The sequence below is a fragment of the Conexibacter sp. SYSU D00693 genome, from assembly GCF_017084525.1.
Lineage (GTDB): Bacteria > Actinomycetota > Thermoleophilia > Solirubrobacterales > Solirubrobacteraceae > Baekduia.
This window is the reverse complement of sequence record NZ_CP070950.1, coordinates 1071739-1088228: the sequence shown is the minus strand read 5'-3', so window position 1 is coordinate 1088228 and position 16490 is coordinate 1071739. Positions and strand designations below refer to the sequence as shown.

At 73.1% G+C, this 16490-nt stretch carries 19 protein-coding genes and 1 pseudogene; 15 read left to right on the top strand and 5 right to left on the bottom strand.

Annotation, left to right across the window (positions count from 1 at the left end):
- Positions 1-118: 118 nt before the first annotated feature.
- Entirely contained in the window at positions 119-775 is a 657-nt protein-coding gene (locus JUB12_RS05520; protein ID WP_205698625.1) for a CAP domain-containing protein, read from the bottom strand.
- Entirely contained in the window at positions 772-1455 is a 684-nt protein-coding gene (locus JUB12_RS05515) for a response regulator transcription factor (protein WP_205698624.1), read from the bottom strand. The genes JUB12_RS05520 and JUB12_RS05515 overlap by 4 nt, the downstream gene beginning before the upstream one ends.
- A 263-nt stretch (positions 1456-1718) precedes the next feature.
- Here JUB12_RS05515 and JUB12_RS05510 point away from each other — a divergent pair, with 263 nt between their 5' ends.
- Together JUB12_RS05510 and JUB12_RS05505 are read left to right on the top strand one after the other, a co-directional pair.
- Positions 1719-2447: a response regulator transcription factor gene (locus tag JUB12_RS05510; RefSeq protein ID WP_205698623.1), complete on the top strand. Its 729-nt coding sequence runs from the start codon at positions 1719-1721 to the stop codon at positions 2445-2447.
- 549 nt (positions 2448-2996) lie between these two features.
- A complete protein-coding gene (locus JUB12_RS05505; RefSeq protein WP_205698622.1) occupies positions 2997-4760 on the top strand; it encodes a hypothetical protein in 1764 nt (587 codons plus the stop codon).
- Positions 4761-4887: 127 nt separating this feature from the next.
- On the opposite strand, the gene JUB12_RS05500 is transcribed toward JUB12_RS05505, so the two are convergent.
- A complete protein-coding gene (locus JUB12_RS05500; RefSeq protein WP_205698621.1) occupies positions 4888-5364 on the bottom strand; it encodes a GNAT family N-acetyltransferase in 477 nt (158 codons plus the stop codon).
- A gap of 56 nt (positions 5365-5420) precedes the next feature.
- On the opposite strand from JUB12_RS05500, the gene ftsY reads away from it, so the two are divergent.
- From ftsY to JUB12_RS05480, 4 genes are read left to right on the top strand one after another with little or no spacing between them, the layout of a single operon-like run.
- The gene (gene ftsY, locus JUB12_RS05495; protein WP_205698620.1) at positions 5421-6413 is read left to right on the top strand and encodes a signal recognition particle-docking protein FtsY; all 993 of its coding nucleotides are present in this window, start codon (positions 5421-5423) and stop codon (positions 6411-6413) included.
- Between the two features lie 33 nt (positions 6414-6446).
- The gene (locus tag JUB12_RS05490) at positions 6447-6872 is read left to right on the top strand and encodes an NfeD family protein (RefSeq protein ID WP_241004426.1); all 426 of its coding nucleotides are present in this window, start codon (positions 6447-6449) and stop codon (positions 6870-6872) included.
- A 25-nt stretch (positions 6873-6897) separates the two neighbouring features.
- On the top strand, positions 6898-7827 hold the full coding sequence (locus JUB12_RS05485) for an SPFH domain-containing protein (RefSeq protein WP_205698619.1): 930 nt from the start codon (positions 6898-6900) through the stop codon (positions 7825-7827).
- Positions 7824-8459, top strand: a complete 636-nt coding sequence (locus tag JUB12_RS05480; RefSeq protein WP_205698618.1) for an O-methyltransferase — start codon at positions 7824-7826, stop codon at positions 8457-8459. The genes JUB12_RS05485 and JUB12_RS05480 overlap by 4 nt, the downstream gene beginning before the upstream one ends.
- A gap of 5 nt (positions 8460-8464) precedes the next feature.
- On the opposite strand, the gene JUB12_RS05475 is transcribed toward JUB12_RS05480, so the two are convergent.
- Positions 8465-9004 (bottom strand): helix-turn-helix domain-containing protein, encoded by a 540-nt coding sequence (locus tag JUB12_RS05475; protein ID WP_205698617.1) that lies wholly within the window; start codon positions 9002-9004, stop codon positions 8465-8467.
- Positions 9005-9078: 74 nt separating this feature from the next.
- Between JUB12_RS05475 and JUB12_RS05470 the strand changes: the two genes are divergently transcribed.
- The 9 genes and pseudogenes from JUB12_RS05470 to JUB12_RS05430 all read left to right on the top strand — a co-directional run bounded on the left by JUB12_RS05470 (position 9079) and on the right by JUB12_RS05430 (position 15782).
- Positions 9079-10470 carry an MFS transporter gene (locus JUB12_RS05470; protein WP_205698616.1) on the top strand — a complete coding sequence of 464 codons (1392 nt, stop codon included), beginning with the start codon at positions 9079-9081 and terminating at the stop codon, positions 10468-10470.
- Between the two features lie 127 nt (positions 10471-10597).
- Complete coding sequence (gene ffh, locus JUB12_RS05465) at positions 10598-11932, top strand: signal recognition particle protein (protein WP_241004425.1); 1335 nt, start codon at positions 10598-10600, stop codon at positions 11930-11932.
- Between the two features lie 43 nt (positions 11933-11975).
- On the top strand, positions 11976-12218 hold the full coding sequence (gene rpsP / locus JUB12_RS05460; protein WP_205698614.1) for a 30S ribosomal protein S16: 243 nt from the start codon (positions 11976-11978) through the stop codon (positions 12216-12218).
- Positions 12219-12228: 10 nt separating this feature from the next.
- The gene (locus JUB12_RS05455) at positions 12229-12462 is read left to right on the top strand and encodes a KH domain-containing protein (protein ID WP_205698613.1); all 234 of its coding nucleotides are present in this window, start codon (positions 12229-12231) and stop codon (positions 12460-12462) included.
- Positions 12459-12962 (top strand): ribosome maturation factor RimM, encoded by a 504-nt coding sequence (gene rimM, locus JUB12_RS05450; RefSeq protein ID WP_205698612.1) that lies wholly within the window; start codon positions 12459-12461, stop codon positions 12960-12962. The genes JUB12_RS05455 and rimM overlap by 4 nt, the downstream gene beginning before the upstream one ends.
- 3 nt (positions 12963-12965) lie before the next feature.
- Positions 12966-13772, top strand: coding sequence for a tRNA (guanosine(37)-N1)-methyltransferase TrmD (gene trmD / locus JUB12_RS05445; protein ID WP_205698611.1), 807 nt, complete (start codon positions 12966-12968; stop codon positions 13770-13772).
- A 66-nt stretch (positions 13773-13838) separates the two neighbouring features.
- A pseudogene (rplS, locus tag JUB12_RS21925) lies at positions 13839-14189 on the top strand (50S ribosomal protein L19); the annotation flags it as partial.
- Positions 14190-14461: 272 nt separating this feature from the next.
- Positions 14462-15082 carry a signal peptidase I gene (lepB, locus tag JUB12_RS05435; protein ID WP_205698609.1) on the top strand — a complete coding sequence of 207 codons (621 nt, stop codon included), beginning with the start codon at positions 14462-14464 and terminating at the stop codon, positions 15080-15082.
- A 19-nt stretch (positions 15083-15101) separates the two neighbouring features.
- Positions 15102-15782: a ribonuclease HII gene (locus tag JUB12_RS05430; protein ID WP_205698608.1), complete on the top strand. Its 681-nt coding sequence runs from the start codon at positions 15102-15104 to the stop codon at positions 15780-15782.
- Between the two features lie 173 nt (positions 15783-15955).
- Here JUB12_RS05430 and JUB12_RS05425 read toward each other — a convergent pair whose 3' ends face one another.
- Positions 15956-16393: a YraN family protein gene (locus JUB12_RS05425; protein ID WP_241004424.1), complete on the bottom strand. Its 438-nt coding sequence runs from the start codon at positions 16391-16393 to the stop codon at positions 15956-15958.
- Positions 16394-16490: the final 97 nt, after the last annotated feature.

Sequence of the window (16490 nt, the reverse complement as noted above, 5' to 3'; positions counted from 1 at the left end):
TACGGCCGCCTACGTGCTTCGAAGGCTTTTCGGGGAGAGAACAAAATGACGGTGCCCGCCCGACTAGGTGGCGCACGGGTTTCCTGCAGTGAGAGCCGCGGCCGGTTCCCCCCGCGGGCTAACGCTGGGCGGATCTTCGGGACTCGGTCATCCTCGCCGCCGTGGCTTTCCGGGACGAGGTCTTCGGCTTCGCCGTCTTGCGCGGGTCGTCGCGGGCGAAGGACATGACCCAGAAGCGCTTGGAGTCGGTCCGGTCGTTGACGCCGACGCCCATGCCCGCGAGGCGGAAGCGGGGGTCGCGCATGATCTCGTCGTGCAGGCGCGAGACGCGCAGCTGCTCGAAGGTCTCCTCGGGGGTCTGGCCGCCGGAGGCCGTGGCCTGGCCGAGGGGGCGGAGGATCGGGTAGCCGAAGTCGGAGAAGCGCTGGTCGATGGTGCGGCCCAGCGAGTCGATGTGCGTGACCGTGAAGGCGTCGTTGAACGCCATGTCCTGGGCGTACCAGCGGGCCTCGGTCAGCAGCGTGGGGTAGACGGTCAGCGTCGCGAGGCCGAAGGACTTGCGGTAGGCGTTGACGAGCTCCAGCAGCCGCGCCTCGTCGGGCGTCAGCGGCATCGCCTGGGCGGCCTTGGCCTTCGGCTTGGCCTTGGCGGCCGCGGCCTTCGCCTTCCCGCCGCGGTCGAACGCCGGCTTGGCGAGCGCACCGTGGGGCGCCAGGCCGACGCCGGTCAGCGCGACGACGAGGGCGGCGGCCGCGCGGCGGGCGCGCCCGCTCACTTGCCGTCCTCGGCGAGCAGCATCTGGGCAGCCTGCACCCGGTTGCGCACGCCGAGCTTCGCGTAGATCTCGTGGATGTGGAACTTCACGGTGTTCTGCGAGACGACGAGCTCAGCGGCGATCTCGTCGTTGCGACGGCCCTCGGCGACGAGGCGCAGGACCTCGAGCTGGCGCTGGCTGAGCAGCGCGACCGGGCTGCGGACGTCGGTCTCCGCGGCGAGCTCCTGCCAGCCGGCGGGGTAGACGACGCGTCCGCTGCACACGTGGCGCAGCGCGTCGAGCACGTCAGGGGCGCTGTCGGACTCGAGGACGACGCCCGAGGCGCGGCAGAGCGCCGCGACGCGCACGAGGGCGGAGTCGAGCGTGGGGGCGAGGAGCACGAGCTTGGGACGGCCGCTCGGAAGGCGCTCGAGGGCCTCGACCGCGGAAGGGTCGGGAAGCTGCGTCGCATCGACGAGCGTGACGTCCACCGGCGCGACGTCGAGCACGGCGAGGTCGGCGAGGGTGGCGCAGGAGGCGGTGACGTCGAAGGCCCCGCTGGCCCGCAGCCACCAGCCGAGCGCCTCGCGCAGCAGCGTGCCGCCGCCGACGAAGGCCACCGTGGGCACCTGGGTCGCGGCCGCGGCCGTCTCCTCCTGCCTCGCGGCGATCCCCATCCCCGCGACGTCGATGTCCGTCATGGCTACCCCTGCCTGTTCGAGTGGGGCCCCCACGGCCCCTTCGGGCGGAAGAGTAGCCCACCGAGTGGAGGTGGTCGATCTCGCCACCGCCGGGCGGTCCGACGACACCGCTCACGGCAGGTGGACCACCGTCGGTCCTGGCGGGCGACCAGGGGTGGGACCACCCGAAGGGGTAGGTTTCATACTCCCCGAGGCACCCGTTGCGGTGGGACCTCCTCCTCCCTAATGTCCTCGTCGGCGCGGCACCCCCGCGCCTGGACGTCATGGACCGCCCGATCGACCACCTCGCCGCCGCCGGTGGCAGCCCGCTGCAGCCGGTGACCGCCGCCGCGCCGTCGCGGCCGCTGGGCGGGAGCGCGCCGGAGCTCGAGCCGCTCACGGTCGCCCTGGTGGCGCGCAGCGCCACGGTCGCCGACCTGGTCACCGGCGCGATGGCGGTCGAGGGCGACCGCACCCCGCTCGTCGTCCACGCCACCGCCATGGACCTCCTCGCCGCCGGGGAGCCCTCGCGCTTCGACGTGATCCTCGTCGAGGCCGGGGAGACGTCGGCGGCGGACCTCGCCGCACTGCGCGACGCGCTGCCGCCGCACGTGCCTCGGCGCGTGCTCATGGCCTCCGAGCTGGACGCCGCCCTCGTGGGCCTGGCGCTCGAGCACCGGGTCGACGGCGTCCTGCTGGCGACCTACCCGCCGCAGGAGGTGCTCGCCGCGCTGCGCCACATCGCCGGCGGCCACGCGATCTTCCCCGACGGCTGGCAGGAGCTCATGGCCGTCCACGTCCCGCGCGTCTCGGCGATGCCCGAGCTCAGCCAGCGCCAGCGGGAGGTTCTCGACCTCCTGGCGTCGGGCCGGCGCAACGACGAGATCGCCAACGAGCTGCTGCTCTCGCCCAACACGGTGAAGTTCCACGTGCGGGCGATCTTCTCCCGACTCGGCGTGCGCAACCGCGCCGAGGCCGCTGAGGTGCTCGCGCGCCTCGAGCGCGAGCGCTAGACCGGGCCCTCGAGCAGGCGCGCCTCGCGCGCGTGAGACGATCACGCTCGTGGCGGGCGTCCACCGCGGCCGGTTCGACCGCGGGTCCACGTCGTTCGGGACCGCGCGTCCGTCCCTGCGCCCACATCGCACGTTTCACACTGCCGCCACGCGGCGAACCAGGGGTCGAACACCCGTCCACCCCCTCAAGCCATGGCCCGCCGGCGCCGATGAGGGCACCAGGTCACCCCCACGACCTCCAGCCGCGACCGACCCCGCCGGATCCCTGCCCCGGCGGGAGGTCGCACCACCAGAGTGGGGGTAGCCCCACTGGCGCTCCCAACGCCCTCCCGCTCCGGCAAGCTTGAGGCGATGGGACTACCCGAACGGGTAGGGCCAAGACCGCCCTTTCCTCCATTGTGGGCAGGCCCGAGCGCACCCTAAGCTGCCGGTCGTCGGTTGGAGGTGGCAGGGCGAAGTTCCTCCTCCCGCCGGCTTCGTTTCCATCAACGGCTGGGGGTATCTCCTATGCGAGGCAAGCGCCTCACTTCTACGGGCCTGGGTGTTCTCATGGCGGTCGCTGCTGCGCCGTCCGCTCACGCCGCTCTTGCTGGTGCGCCGACTGCGGCGTTCGACGACCGTCCCGACCTCATCTCGGCTCGCGTCCTCGAGGACAACACGAACTCGTACGACGAGGTTCGTTTCTGCTTCGACCAGGACGTCCGCAACTCGCCGATCGACGACGAGGGCTTCTACCTCCGTGGCTACAACAACACGGACTCGGAGCGCTCTGACGCCGCGACCCTGGAGCTCGGCGACGGCCTCCAGAACTGCGTCCGCGTCCGCTTCAACAACGTCTCCGACTCGTCGAACTTCACCGTCGGTGCTGTCGACGGCCCGGCTGGCGGCGACGACGTCCGCTCGGTGACCGGCTCGGTCGAGAACCTGGCTGACGCCACGGCCCTCATCAACACCACGCAGGGCACCGACTCGGGCAACACGACGCTGGCCAACATCATCGGCACCACCGTCGACCCGACCACGAACCGCATCGAGGTCACGTTCGACCGTCCCATCCAGACGATCAACGACCCGAGCGACTTCATCTACGTCGACGACGAGGGCAACACCCTCGCCGCCACGAGCGCGTCGATCGTCAACGGCGATCGTCGCCGCGTGCGTGCGAACTTCCCGACCAACGGCGGCGCCGACACGGTGCGTCACGCGGTCCGGCTGTTCGTCGGCGATGCCGCGGTCACCGACCAGAACGGCAACACCAACCAGTACGAGGTCTGGGACGACGTCGCCTCCAACGGCCAGACGTCCCGCCCCGACCTGGTCGGGGCTGAGATCTCCGGCCCGAACTCGGTCGACTTCGAGTTCGACGCCAACCAGCCCGTCAAGGTCGGCGTGACCCCGGCCCTGTTCCAGGTCCGTGACCGCGAGGGCGTGGAGTACGCCGGCATCGACGCCGTCGTCCTGCAGCTGAGCGGCAACCAGCGCGTCGTGCGGGTCTACTTCCCGACCGACACCGACGTCGACGGCTCCGTCGTCCAGGCCGCCATCCTCCCGGGTGCCGTCCTCTCGAACGGCGCTGCCTTCTTCGGCGCTCCGAACACCGCCGCCACCATCGGCATCGGCAACCTGACCGGCAACCCGGCGGGCTTCACCGACGCTCCTGACGCGACGGGCTACGAGATCGACCAGGACAGCGCGTCGATCCTGGTGTCCTTCGACGAGGACATCGACGACGTCCCCGGTGGCCCCGGCGCCTTCGTGGCCCGCGGCATCAACGGCAACGTCATCGCCGCGGCCTCCACGGTCGTGACGGTCGACGGCAACACCGTCCGCCTCCAGTTCACGGACGGCGGCCAGGTGGCTGCGACCTACGGCGTCGACATCGCTGAGGACGCCGTCGAGGGTCCGCAGGGCGACCTGTCGATCCAGCAGATCGTCGGCCGCACGCCGGTCAACCCGCCCGCTCCGGGCCCGGGCAACCCGCCCGCTCCCCCGGCCGCGAACAACGGCGGCGGCGGCGGCGGCGGCGTGCTGGGCACGGGTGGCAGCAACAACCCGACCGCCCGCGTCTCCCCGGCCCGTAGCACCAAGGCCGGCAAGGCTCGCGTCCTGTACGCGAAGTTCTCGAAGGGCACGGTGACCACCAAGGTCTCCGGCAAGGCGAAGACCGCCAAGATCCAGGTCACCTTCCTGGGCAAGAAGGGCAAGCTCGTCAAGAAGGTCACCAAGACCGTCAAGACGAACAAGGTCCTCAAGCTCAAGGGCCTGATCAAGAAGTACTCGGCCGTCAAGAGCGTCCGCGTCAAGGTCCTCTAGCCAGCCGCACCAGCAGCACGCGAGGGGCCCGCGCGAGCGGGCCCCTCGTCGTTGCGGGGCGCCGGATGCTCCCCGCGGCACGCAACGGCCGTGAGCCAGGTCCAGAGGCTCACGGCCGTTCGTGCGTCTAGAGGCGCTTCTCGCCGAAGAACGTCGCCATCGGGTTGGCGTTGAAGTTCGCGATGGCCACGTAGCCCTCGGCCTCGTAGAGGCCCTGGGCGTGGGGCTGGCGCGGACCCGTGTCCAGCCGCGCGACGGCGTAGCCCAGGTCACGCGCGGCGTCCTCGAGCGCCCGGAGGAGCGCCCGCGCCACGCCGCGGCCCCGCGCGTCGGGTGCCACGAACATCCGCTTGACCTCGCACGCCTCGTCGTCGAGGCGCTTCAGGGCCCCGCAGCAGATCGCCTGTTCGCCCTCCCAGCCCAGCAGGAAGGCGCCGCCAGCCTCAGGGCGCAGGAGCTCCGGCCCCGCGGCGGGCATGTCCGGGGCGTCGATCTCGAGCCCCTCGTAGAGCTCGGCGATCTCGGCGGCCATCCCCCGCAGCAGCGCGGCTCCCGGCTCGTCCTCGGGGTCGGCGTGGCGGAACACGAGGTCGGGCGCGGGCACCCCGGGATCCTGCCACCGCCGCCGCCGCACCGCGGGTCGATACCGTGCGGCGCTCGATGGCACGGGACTGGCGCGACCTCTTCATCCTCGACGCGGCTGCAGCGGCGGCCCCGGCGGAGGAGGCCCAGCCCGAGCGCCGCCGCGGGTTCTTCCGCCGCCTGCGCGAGAACATGGCCAAGACGCGCGAGGCGCTGGCCACCGAGATCCAGGCCACGCTCTTCGACACGCTCGACGAGGAGACCTGGGAGCGCCTGGAGGAGGCGCTGATCATGGCCGACGTCGGGGCTCGCACGACCGCCGACGTCGTCGGACGCCTCGAGGAGGAGGCGACCTCGGGCGTCGTCGAGGGCGGCGAGGCCCTGCAGGAGCGTCTCGTCGAGCTGCTGGCCGGCATAGCCCGCACCGGCGACGACAAGATCGACCTGCGCCACGGGCCGACGGTGATCATGGCCTGCGGCGTCAACGGCACCGGCAAGACGACGACGATCGGCAAGCTCGCCCATCACATGCACCACGAGCTCGGGCTCACCGTCCTGCTCGGCGCCGCCGACACGTTCCGCGCCGCGGCCGTCGAGCAGCTCACGCAGTGGGCCGAGCGCGTCGGCTGCGACATCGTCACCGGCCCGGAGGGCTCGGACCCCGGGTCGGTCGCCTTCGACGCCGTCGCCAAGGGCCGCGAGCGGGGGGTGGACGTGGTCATCGTCGACACCGCGGGCCGCCTGCACACGCAGGACGACCTCATGGCCGAGCTGACGAAGATCCGCCGCGTGATCGGCAAGCAGATGCCCGACGCGCCGCACGAGACGCTGCTCACGGTCGACGCCACCACCGGCCAGAACGGCCTGCGCCAGGCCAAGCTCTTCTCGGAGGCCGTCCCCGTCGACGGCATCGTCCTCACCAAGCTCGACGGCACCGCCAAGGGCGGCATCGCCCTCGCCATCGCCGGCGAACTCGGCATCCCCGTGAAGCTCATCGGGATCGGCGAGCAGCTCGAGGACCTGCGGCCGTTCGACCCGGACGACTTCGCCCGGGCGCTCGTCGCCCCCTAGAACGGCTCCGGGCGCTCAGCTAGCCTCCGCCCCGTGGAGGGGTGGCTGGTCTGGCTGATCGCGGCGGTCGTCGCCGCGGTGGGGGAGATGCTGACGCTGGGCTTCTTCCTGGCGCCGTTCGCGCTGGGCGCGTCCGGCGCGCTGGTCGTCGACCTCGCCGGCGGCGGCACGGTCGTCGCCCTCGCGGTCTTCGCGGCGGTCACCGCCACGAGCTTCCTCGCCCTGCGGCCCGTCGCCCGGCGCCATCTGCGCCAGCCGCCCTCGGCGCGCACCGGCGTGGCGGCGCTCGTCGGCCGCACCGCGACCGTCATCGACCAGGTGACCGACGACGCCGGGACCGTCCGCCTCGAGGGCGAGGTCTGGACGGCGCGCCCCTACGAGGAGGGCGAGGTCCTCGACCCCGGCGCCCGCGTGCACGTCGTCGAGATCCGGGGCGCCACCGCCCTCGTCAGCGCATGACCGACCTGAGACTGGAGGCCCAGACATGGGAGCCGTGATCGCCCTAGCCGTCGTCGTCCTGTTCGCCCTCTTCGTGGCGGCGCGGACGATCCGGATCATCCCGCAGGCCCGCGCCGGCGTCGTCGAGCGCCTCGGGCGCTACCACCGCACGCTCGACCCGGGCCTGACGATCGTCATCCCGTTCATCGACAAGGTCAAGCCGCTGGTTGACCTCCGTGAGCAGGTCGTCTCGTTCCCGCCCAACGGCGTGATCACCGCGGACAACGTGACGGTCGGGATCGACACGGTCCTGTACTTCACGATCACCGACCCGAAGGCCGTCACCTACGAGGTCGCCAACCCGCTGCAGGCCATCGAGCAGCTGACCGTCACGACGCTGCGCAACGTCATCGGCGGCCTCACCCTGGAGGACTCGCTGACCTCGCGCGACCAGATCAACACCCAGCTGCGCATGGTCCTCGACGATGCCACGGGCAAGTGGGGCATCCGCATCAACCGCGTGGAGCTCAAGGCCGTCGACCCGCCGGCCTCCATCCAGGAGGCGATGGAGAAGCAGATGCGCGCCGAGCGCGACCGCCGCGCGGCGATCCTCAACGCCGAGGGCCTCAAGCAGTCGCAGATCCTCACCGCCGAGGGCGAGAAGACGTCGGCCGTCCTGCGCGCCCAGGGGTCCAAGGAGGCGGCGATCCTCCGCGCCGAGGGCGAGGCGAAGGCGATCGACACGGTCTTCCGCGCCATCCACGAGGGCGACCCCGACCAGGGGCTGCTCAGCTACCAGTACCTCCAGATGCTGCCGCAGCTCGCGCAGGGCGAGGCGAACAAGATCTGGGTGATCCCGTCGGAGTTCTCGCAGGCGCTCGGCAACATCGGCGGCGTGCTCGGTGGCGGCAACGGCGGCGGCGCGCGCCCCTCGGCGCCCGCGCCCAGCACGCCGCCCGTCGACGGGGCGCCTTGATCGTCGACCCGGACGTCGAGGCCTACGCCGAGGCGCACACCACGCCACAGGCGCGCCACCTCCAGGCCCTCGCGCAGGCCACGCGCGAGCAGCTCACCGCGCCGGAGATGCTCAGCGGCCCCGTCGTCGGCCGGCTGCTCGAGCTGCTGGTCTGGCTGCGCCGGCCGCGGCTCGTCGTCGAGGTGGGGACCTACTCGGGCGCGAGCGCGCTGGCGATGGCCGCGGCGCTCCCGCCCGAAGGCCGGATCGTCACCCTCGAGCTCGACCCCGAGCGCGCGGCGTTCGCCCGCCGCCACATCGAGGAGGCCGGGATGGACGATCGGGTCGAGGTCCGCGTCGGCCCCGCGCTCGAGGCGCTCCGGGCCCTCGACGAGCCCGTCGACCTCGCGTTCGTCGACGCCGACAAGACCGGCTACCCCGACTACTACGAGGCGCTCGTCCCTCGCCTGGCGCCCGGCGGGCTCCTCGTCGCCGACAACACCCTGCGTGGCGGGCGCGTGCTCGACCCGCCGGCCGACGACCCGGGCACCCAGGCGATGGCGCGCTTCAACGACCGCGTCGCCAGCGACGAGCGCGTCGTGGGCGTGGTGCTGACGGTGCGCGACGGCGTGACGCTCGTGCGTCCCGCCTGAACGCCCTACGCGCGAGGCGGCGCGGTCGGCGCGGCGGCCTTGCGGTGCGCGTGGCGCACCGCCGGCTCCGCCCACGGCGGCGTCTCGCGCGGCGCCCCCGGGCCCGGCAGCGGCTGGAAGTCGCGCGCGTCGACCGGCTCGCCGCACTCCGAGCAGACGACCTGGGGGTGCGAGACGTGGTTGCAGCGCTTGTGGTGCAGGACGACGGGCGGCCCGTCGACGAGGCCCGTGTGCTTGTTGCCCCACTCCATCAGGGCGATGACGACGGGGTACAGGTCGCGCCCCGCCTCGGTCAGGCGGTACTCGTGGCGGGTGCGCCGTGCGCCCTCGGCGTAGGGGACCCGCTCGAGGATCCCGAAGTCCACGAGGCGGCCGAGGCGCTCGGCGAGGATGTTGCGCGCCACGCCCGTGCCACGCTGGTAGTCCTCGAACGTCCGGGCGCGGAAGAAGGCGGCGCGCAGGATCGCGAAGACCCAGCGCTCGCCCACGATGGCGCCCGCGCGACCGATCGCGCAGGTCTGCTCGAGGAGCTCGTCGTGGCGCATCGGACCGCCAGTCTAGCTCCCCGTGCAGGGCTCGTTGCGAATCGCAACGAACCTCACTAGCGTTCCGTTGCAAGATGCAACGACGCACCGCCGCCCTGGTGGTCGCCTGCGCCGGCGGCTACCTCGCGTTCCTCGACACGTCGATCGTCAACACGGCGTTCCCGGACGTCCAGGCGTCCTTCGACGACGCCGGGCGCGCGGAGCTGAGCTGGGTGCTCGATGCGTACTTCATCGTCCTCGCCGCGCTGCTCGTGCCCGCGGGCGCGCTGGCCGACCGGCTCGGGCGCAAGCGCGTCTTCCTCTGGGGCGTGGGCGCCTTCGTCCTGACGAGCATCGCCTGCGGCCTGGCGCCGTCGTGGGAGACGCTCGTCGCCGCGCGCGTGCTCCAGGGCGCCGCCGCGGCCGTGATCGCCCCGGTCTCGCTCGCGCTCGTGCTCCCGGAGTTCGCCCGTGAGCAGCGCGCGACCGCCGTCGGCATCTGGGGCGCCGCCGCCGCGTTCGCGGCCGCGACCGGCCCGCCGCTGGGCGGACTCGTCGTCGAGGTGGCCGACTGGCGCTGGATCTTCCTGGTCAACGTGCCGCTCGGCGGGCTCGTCCTCCTCGCGGGCGCCCGCGCGCTGCGCGAGTCCAAGGACGAGGCGATGGCCGGCCTGCCCGACCTCGCCGGCGCCGGCCTGTCGGTCCTCGGCCTGGGGCTGCTGGCGCTCGGGATCGTCGAGGGCGAGTCGTGGGGCTGGACGAGCGCGGGCGTCCTGGGCTCCCTGGGCGGCGCGCTCGTCGCCCTCGCCGCGGTCGCCCGACGCTGCACGACCCACCCGCGGCCGGTCGTGGACCCGGCGCTCATGGCGATCCGCTCGTTCCGCGTTGCGAACGTCGGGACGCTGCTCTTCGCCGCGGCCTTCTTCTCGACGATCCTCGGCAACATCCTGTTCCTCACGTCGGTCTGGGGCTACAGCGTCCTGGACGCCGGCCTGGCGACCGTGCCGGGGCCGCTGGTGTCGGCGATCGTGGCGGGGCCCGCGGGGCGCCTCGCCGACCGCGTCGGCCACCGGGCGGTGATCGTCCCCGGGACGATCGCCTACGCCGCGGGCCTGCTCGTCCTGCGCTCGGCGGGCGCGGAGCCGGACTACGTGGGGACGTGGCTGCCCGGCATGCTGCTCGTGGGCGTCGGCATCGGGCTGGCCTTCCCGACCCTCGGGGCGGCGGCCGTGGCCGACGTCGAGCCCGACCGCTTCGGCGCCGCGAGCGCCGTCGCGTCGGCCTTCCGCCAGATCGGGGCGGTGCTCGGGACGGCGATCCTCGTCGCGATCGTCGGCGACCCGAGGTCGTTGGCCGAGGCGCTGGCCCATGCCGACGACGCGTACGCCTTCGCCGTCGCGGCGTCGCTCGCGTCGGGCGTGGTGGCCCTGCTCCTGCGTCCCGCGCCCGCGGGCCGCGCGCCTGCCGCCGCGCCCGCTCCCGCGTAGGGGGGCGAACTCGGGTGCCCCCAGCCCTATAGAGGGCAGACCCCCTCAGCCGGACGGCCGCGCACGCCCTGCGCCGGCCGTCCGGCGCCCCCGCCTCGGCCTCGCGCGCCATACACTCGGACGACCGGTGTTCGACGCCCTCTCCGAGAAGCTCCAGCAGACCCTGTCCGACGTCCGCGGCCGGGGGACGCTCACCGAGGACGACGTCAACAAGGCGATGCGCGAGATCCGCCTCGCGCTCCTCGAGGCCGACGTCAACTTCAAGGTCGTCAAGGGGTTCACCTCGACGGTCAAGGAGCGCTGCCTGGGCTCCGACGTCCTGGGCCAGCTCAACCCCGGCCAGCAGGTCGTCAAGATCGTCGACGAGGAGCTCACGGCGCTCATGGGCGGCGCGAGCGCCGGCCTGACGTTCTCGCCGCGCCCGCCGACCGTCGTCCTCATGGCCGGCCTGCAGGGCTCGGGCAAGACGACCGCCACCGCGAAGCTCGCCCGCCACCTGCGCGAGCAGCACGGCAGCTCCGTGGCCGTCGCGGCGTGCGACGTCTATCGCCCGGCCGCGGTCGACCAGCTCGTGAAGGTCGGCGCCCAGGCGGGCGCGGAGGTCTACGAGCAGGGGACCGACAAGGATCCGGTCGACATCGCCCGCTGGGCGCTGGACAAGGCGAAGATGGACGGCAAGGACGTCCTCATCGTCGACACCTCGGGCCGCCTGCACGTCGACGAGCGCCTCATGCAGGAGCTCAAGGACATCCGCGCGGCGGTCAAGCCGACGGCGATCCTGCTCGTCGTCGACGCGATGACCGGCCAGGACGCCGTGAACGTCGCCGAGCAGTTCGCCGAGGCGGTCGCCTTCGACGGCGTCGTCATGTCCAAGCTCGACGGCGACGCCCGCGGCGGCGCCGCGCTGTCGGTCAAGGCCGTCACCGGCAAGCCGATCCTCTTCGCCTCCACCGGCGAGAAGCTCGACCAGTTCGAGCGCTTCCACCCCGACCGCATGGCGCAGCGGATCCTCGGGATGGGCGATGTCCTCTCGTTGATCGAGAAGGCCGAGCAGCAGTTCGACGAGGACCAGGCCAAGGACCTCGAGCGCAAGCTGCGCCGCGACGAGTTCACCCTCGAGGACTTCCTCAACCAGCTCAAGCAGATCCGCCGCATGGGCCCGCTGACCTCGATCCTGGGGATGATCCCGGGCTTCGCCGGCCAGCAGATGAAGGGCCTGAAGGTCGACGAGCGCGAGCTGGACCGCATCCAGGCGATCATCCTGTCGATGACCCCGGAGGAACGCCGCCGGCCGGAGATCATCAAGGGCTCGCGGCGCCTGCGGATCGCCCGCGGCTCGGGCACCAACGTCCAGCAGGTCAACCAGCTCATCAAGCAGTTCGCGCAGATGCGCAAGGTCATGAAGCAGCTGGGCAAGGGCAAGATGCCCGACATGGCCGCGCTGATGCGGCAGGCGCGCTAGCCTGTCCGGTCGCACTTCTCCGACCAAGGACCTCTGAACGCAAGTGGCAGTTCGACTCAGGCTCACCCGTGTGGGCGCCCGCAAGGACCCCGTGTGGCGTATCGTCGCCGCCGACCAGCGCTCGCCGCGTGACGGCCGCGTGCTCGAGATCCTCGGCCAGTACAACGCCCAGACCGAGCCGTCCACCATCGTGGTCGACGAGGACCGCGTCCGCGACTGGCTGTCCAAGGGCGCGCAGCCGACCGACACGGTCCGCAAGCTCCTGCGCACGCAGGGCATCTCCTAGAGCACCGGACTTGCGCGAGCTGCTCGAGTTCCTGGCGCGCCGGCTCGTGGACGAGCCCGACGCGGTGAAGGTGGAGCAGTTCGAGGAGGAGGACGGCACCGTCGTCCTCGAGCTCTCGGTGGGCGCGGAGGACTACGGGCGCGTGATCGGGCGCGGGGGCCGCACGGCCAACGCCCTGCGCACCGTGGTCAAGGCCGCGGCGGTCAAGGAGAACCGCCGCGTGCTCATCGACATCGTCGAGTGAGCGGCGCCGTCGTGGAGGCGCTGGTGGCCGGCCGCGTGGGCCGGCCGCACGGGCTCGACGGCTCCTTCCACGTGACCGGCCCGCGCACGCGGCTGCTCGTGCTCGGCGCGACGGTCGAGGTCGACGGCCGGCGGCGGGAGGTCGTCCGCCGCGCCGGGACCGACGACAAGCCGATCCTGCGCCTCGAGGGCGTGTCCTCGCGCGAGGCCGTCGAGGCGCTGCGCGGGCAGGACCTGCGGGTCGACCGGGCGGAGGCCCCGTCGCTCGACGAGGGCGAGTTCTGGGCCGAGGACTTCGTCGGTTGCGCCGTCGTCGACGGCGACCGCGCGGTCGGGTCCGTCAAGCGCCTGCTCGCCTACCCCTCGTGCGAGGTGCTGGAGGTCGCCCGCGACGGCGGGGGCGAAGACCTGCTCGTCCCGCTGATCGACGACGCGGTGCGCGAGCTGGACGTCCCGGGGCGCCGGATCGACATCGACCTGGCGTTCCTCGGGGAGGAGTAGGGCGTGCAGCTCGACGTCGTCACGCTGTTCCCCGAGTGGTTCGACTGGTTCCGCACGCAGCGCCACGTGCGCAACGCGGCGCAGGCCGGCCACGAGCTGCGCGCGCTCAACCCGCGCGAGCACACGCCGCTCAGCGGCGGCCAGGTCGACGACACGCCGTTCGGCGGCGGGGCGGGGATGGTCCTGCGCGTCGACGTCATGGACGCCGCGCTGCGCGGCTTCTACGGGACCGACCCGGTCGAGCTGCGCTCCCAGCGGCGGGTCATCGCGCTCACGCCCGGCGGGCGGATGCTCGATGACGCGCTAGTCGACGAGCTGGCCGAGGAGCCGGCCATCACGCTGCTGTGCGGGCGCTACGAGGGCTTCGACGAGCGGATCGTCCAGCACTTCGCATCGGACGCGGTGTCGGTCGGGCGCTTCGTGCTCAGCGGCGGCGAGCTCGCGGCGATGGTCGTCATGGACGCGATCCTGCGCAAGCTGCCGGGCGCGCTGGGCCATGCCGACAGCGCGCTCGAGGAGTCCTTCTCGCAGGCGTTGGGCGGCGACCCGGAGTACCCGCACTACACGCGCCCGGCGGAGTACCGCGGCTGGAAGGTCCCGGAGGTCCTGCTCTCGGGCCACCACGACCACATCCGGCGCTGGCGGCGCGACCGCTCGCGCGAGCGCGGCGTGGTGGGTCCGACCGCGCACCCGATCGACCCGCTGGCGCCCCGTCCCGGCGGGCCTGATCCGTTCGGCCCGATGGACGGCGAGGGCGAGGCGCGGCGCCCCGGTGGGCCCGACGTCTTCGGCGACGCCGCAGGCACCTAGGGCCCTTCGCTACCATCGACGGCCGCCGCGCGGGGCCTTCCCGTCCTCCCGCGTGCCGCCTCGCCCATGAGCACCGTCATCGACAGCCTCGAGCGCGCGCAGCTGCGCCGCGCCCCGCGGTTCCAGCCCGGAGATCGCGTCAAGGTCCACTTCCAGGTCATCGAGGGCTCGCGTCGCCGTACGCAGGTCTTCGAGGGCGTGGTGATCAAGCGCCAGGGCGCGGGCGTCCGCGAGACCTTCACGGTGCGCAAGCAGTCGTTCGGCGTCGGCGTGGAGCGCACGTTCCCGCTGCACTCGCCGAAGATCGAGAAGATCGAGGTCTCCGCCCGCGGCGATGTCCGGCGCGCGAAGCTCTACTACCTGCGCGACCGCGTCGGCAAGGCCGCCCGCGTCCGCGAGCGCCGGTACACCGGCCCGGAGGAGACCGTCGAGCGCGGCCTGGTCAACGACCCGGCTGCCGCCCTCGAGGCCGAGGCCGCGGCGCAGACCGAGGCCGTCGACGCGGAGGGCGTCGCCGCCGACGAGGTCGTCGTCGACGCGGCGGGCACCGAGGCGCCGGCGGCTGACGCGCCGGCAGAGGAGACGCCGGCTGCCGAGTCCGGCGACGCCGAGGCCCCCGCGGCCGAGGCGTCTGCGGGCGACGAGCCCGCCGCCGGTGGCGGCGAGGACGCCGCCGACGCCGACAAGGCGTGAGCCGCAAGAAGGGCGGCGAGGGTTCGACGGGCAACTCGCTCGTCGAGCTCGTCGTCATCGTCGTGGTCGCCCTGGGCCTGGCCCTGGGCATCCAGGCGTTTCTCGTCAAGCCCTACCGGATCCCGAGCGAGTCGATGGTCCCGACGCTCGACGTCGGCCAGCGCGTGCTCGTCAACCGGATCTCCAAGAAGCTCGGCGGCGACCCGAGCGTGGGGGACATCGTCGTCTTCCACCCGCCCGCGGGCTCGGAGACGAACACCTGCGGCGACCCCACGCACCCCGAGGACCAGGCGTGCCCGCGCCCGACCAACGACCGCTCGGACGTGAACTTCATCAAGCGCGTGGTGGGCGGCCCGGGCGACACGATCGCCATCCGCGGTGGACGCGTCATCCGCAACGGCCGGCCGACCGACGAGCCCTTCATCCGCGCGTGCGGCGGCGGCAGCGGCTGCGACTTCCCCCGTCCCATCAAGGTGCCGGCCGGGCACTTCTTCATGATGGGCGACAACCGTGGGGAGTCCGACGACAGCCGGTTCTGGGGTCCCGTCCCCAGCAAGTGGATCATCGGTGGCGCCTTCGCCACCTACTGGCCGATCGACAAGATCGGCCTCCTCTAGCCCGAGGACGCACCACGGCGTGGCGGGCGCGAAGGCCAAGACGAAGCCCAAGCGCAAGCGCAAGCCCGGGCGGCGGCTCTTCCAGCACGACCGCGGGCTCGGCGTCCGCTGGGTGGCGGGGGCCGACGAGGCAGGCCGCGGCTGCCTCGCCGGTCCGCTCGTCGCGGCCGCGGTGCTGTTCGACATGGAGGCGCTGGGGCCGCGCGAGGTCCGGGCCCTCGGCGCGCTCAACGACTCAAAGCAGCAGACCGAGGAGGCGCGCGAGGCGCTCTACCCGGTCGTCATGCGCCACGCCGTCCGGGTCGCGGTCGTCTCGCGCTGCGCCCGCGGCATCGACAGCCGCGGCCTGCACCGCACGAACCTCGCCGCCCTGCGCGAGGCGCTGCTCAAGGTCGCGGTGCCCGACTGCATCTGCCTCTCGGACGGCTTCGCGGTCGGCGACCTCCAGGGCCACCAGGGCCGCGCCGTCGTCGGCGGCGACGAGACGAGCGCCGCGATCGCCGCGGCGTCCATCATCGCCAAGGTCACCCGCGACCGCTTCATGCACCGCGCCGACCGCCAGCACCCCGGCTGGGACTTCGCGACCCACGTCGGCTACTCCACGCCCGAGCATCGCGACGCCATCCAGCGCATCGGCGTCTCGCCGCTGCACCGGATGAGCTTCCAGTCGACGGCCTACCAGCAGCTCGCGCTGGGCTAGGAGCCACCGGCCGCGGCGCGGGGCGCGGGGCGCGGGGCGCGACGGTGCGGGGGGCGCGGGGCGGGTGGGGAGCGCCGCGCGCGACGGTGCGGGGGGAGGGACGGACGAGCGCCGCGCGCGACGTGGATGACGCCTCGTGCATGTCGTGCATGCTCGAGCCGTCACCGGCCCGACTAGAACGCGGCCTCGAGGTGGTCGAGGCGCACGAGGCGCCCCTGCCCGTCGACGACCACGCCGATCGCGTCGAAGCGCAGCTCGGGCACGCGCGGACGGTCCTCGGCATGTGCGAGGTACTCCCGCGCCATCCGCCGCACCTGCGCGCGCTTGGCCGGGTGCAGCGCGTCCCACGGCTCGCCGCGACCGCGCCGCGTCTTCACCTCGACGAACACGAGCGTGTGCCCGTCGCAGGCGACGACGTCCAGCTCGCCATAGCGGGTGCGGAAGCCGCGGGCCACGATCGCGTAGCCCAGACGCTCGAGGTGTGCGGCTGCCAGCTCCTCCCCGAGCCGCCCGAGCGTTCGCCGGGGGTCCTCACGCCGGGGACGGGATGACGCCGGCCCACCGGCGGGCTCGGGGCTCGAGGAGGAGCATGGAGATGCCACGGCGGCCATGGTGGGCGGCGCGCGCGCACGGTGCACCACGCGCTCGTCACAGCTCTGCGCGGCCTTCGTGACCGCGGTCCCTGCGGTCCCGACGGCGCAGATCCGG

Excerpts from the sequence above, each read along its gene's own strand:
- JUB12_RS05515 (WP_205698624.1), bottom strand. The coding sequence starts at position 1,455 with ATGACGGACATCGACGTCGCGGGGATGGGGATCGCCGCGAGGCAGGAG.
- JUB12_RS05510 (WP_205698623.1), top strand. The coding sequence starts at position 1,719 with ATGGACCGCCCGATCGACCACCTCGCCGCCGCCGGTGGCAGCCCGCTG.
- JUB12_RS05505 (WP_205698622.1), top strand. The coding sequence starts at position 2,997 with ATGGCGGTCGCTGCTGCGCCGTCCGCTCACGCCGCTCTTGCTGGTGCG.
- ftsY (WP_205698620.1), top strand. The coding sequence starts at position 5,421 with ATGGCACGGGACTGGCGCGACCTCTTCATCCTCGACGCGGCTGCAGCG.
- JUB12_RS05485 (WP_205698619.1), top strand. The coding sequence starts at position 6,898 with ATGGGAGCCGTGATCGCCCTAGCCGTCGTCGTCCTGTTCGCCCTCTTC.
- JUB12_RS05475 (WP_205698617.1), bottom strand. The coding sequence starts at position 9,004 with ATGCGCCACGACGAGCTCCTCGAGCAGACCTGCGCGATCGGTCGCGCG.
- JUB12_RS05470 (WP_205698616.1), top strand. The coding sequence starts at position 9,079 with ATGCAACGACGCACCGCCGCCCTGGTGGTCGCCTGCGCCGGCGGCTAC.
- JUB12_RS05425 (WP_241004424.1), bottom strand. The coding sequence starts at position 16,393 with ATGGCCGCCGTGGCATCTCCATGCTCCTCCTCGAGCCCCGAGCCCGCC.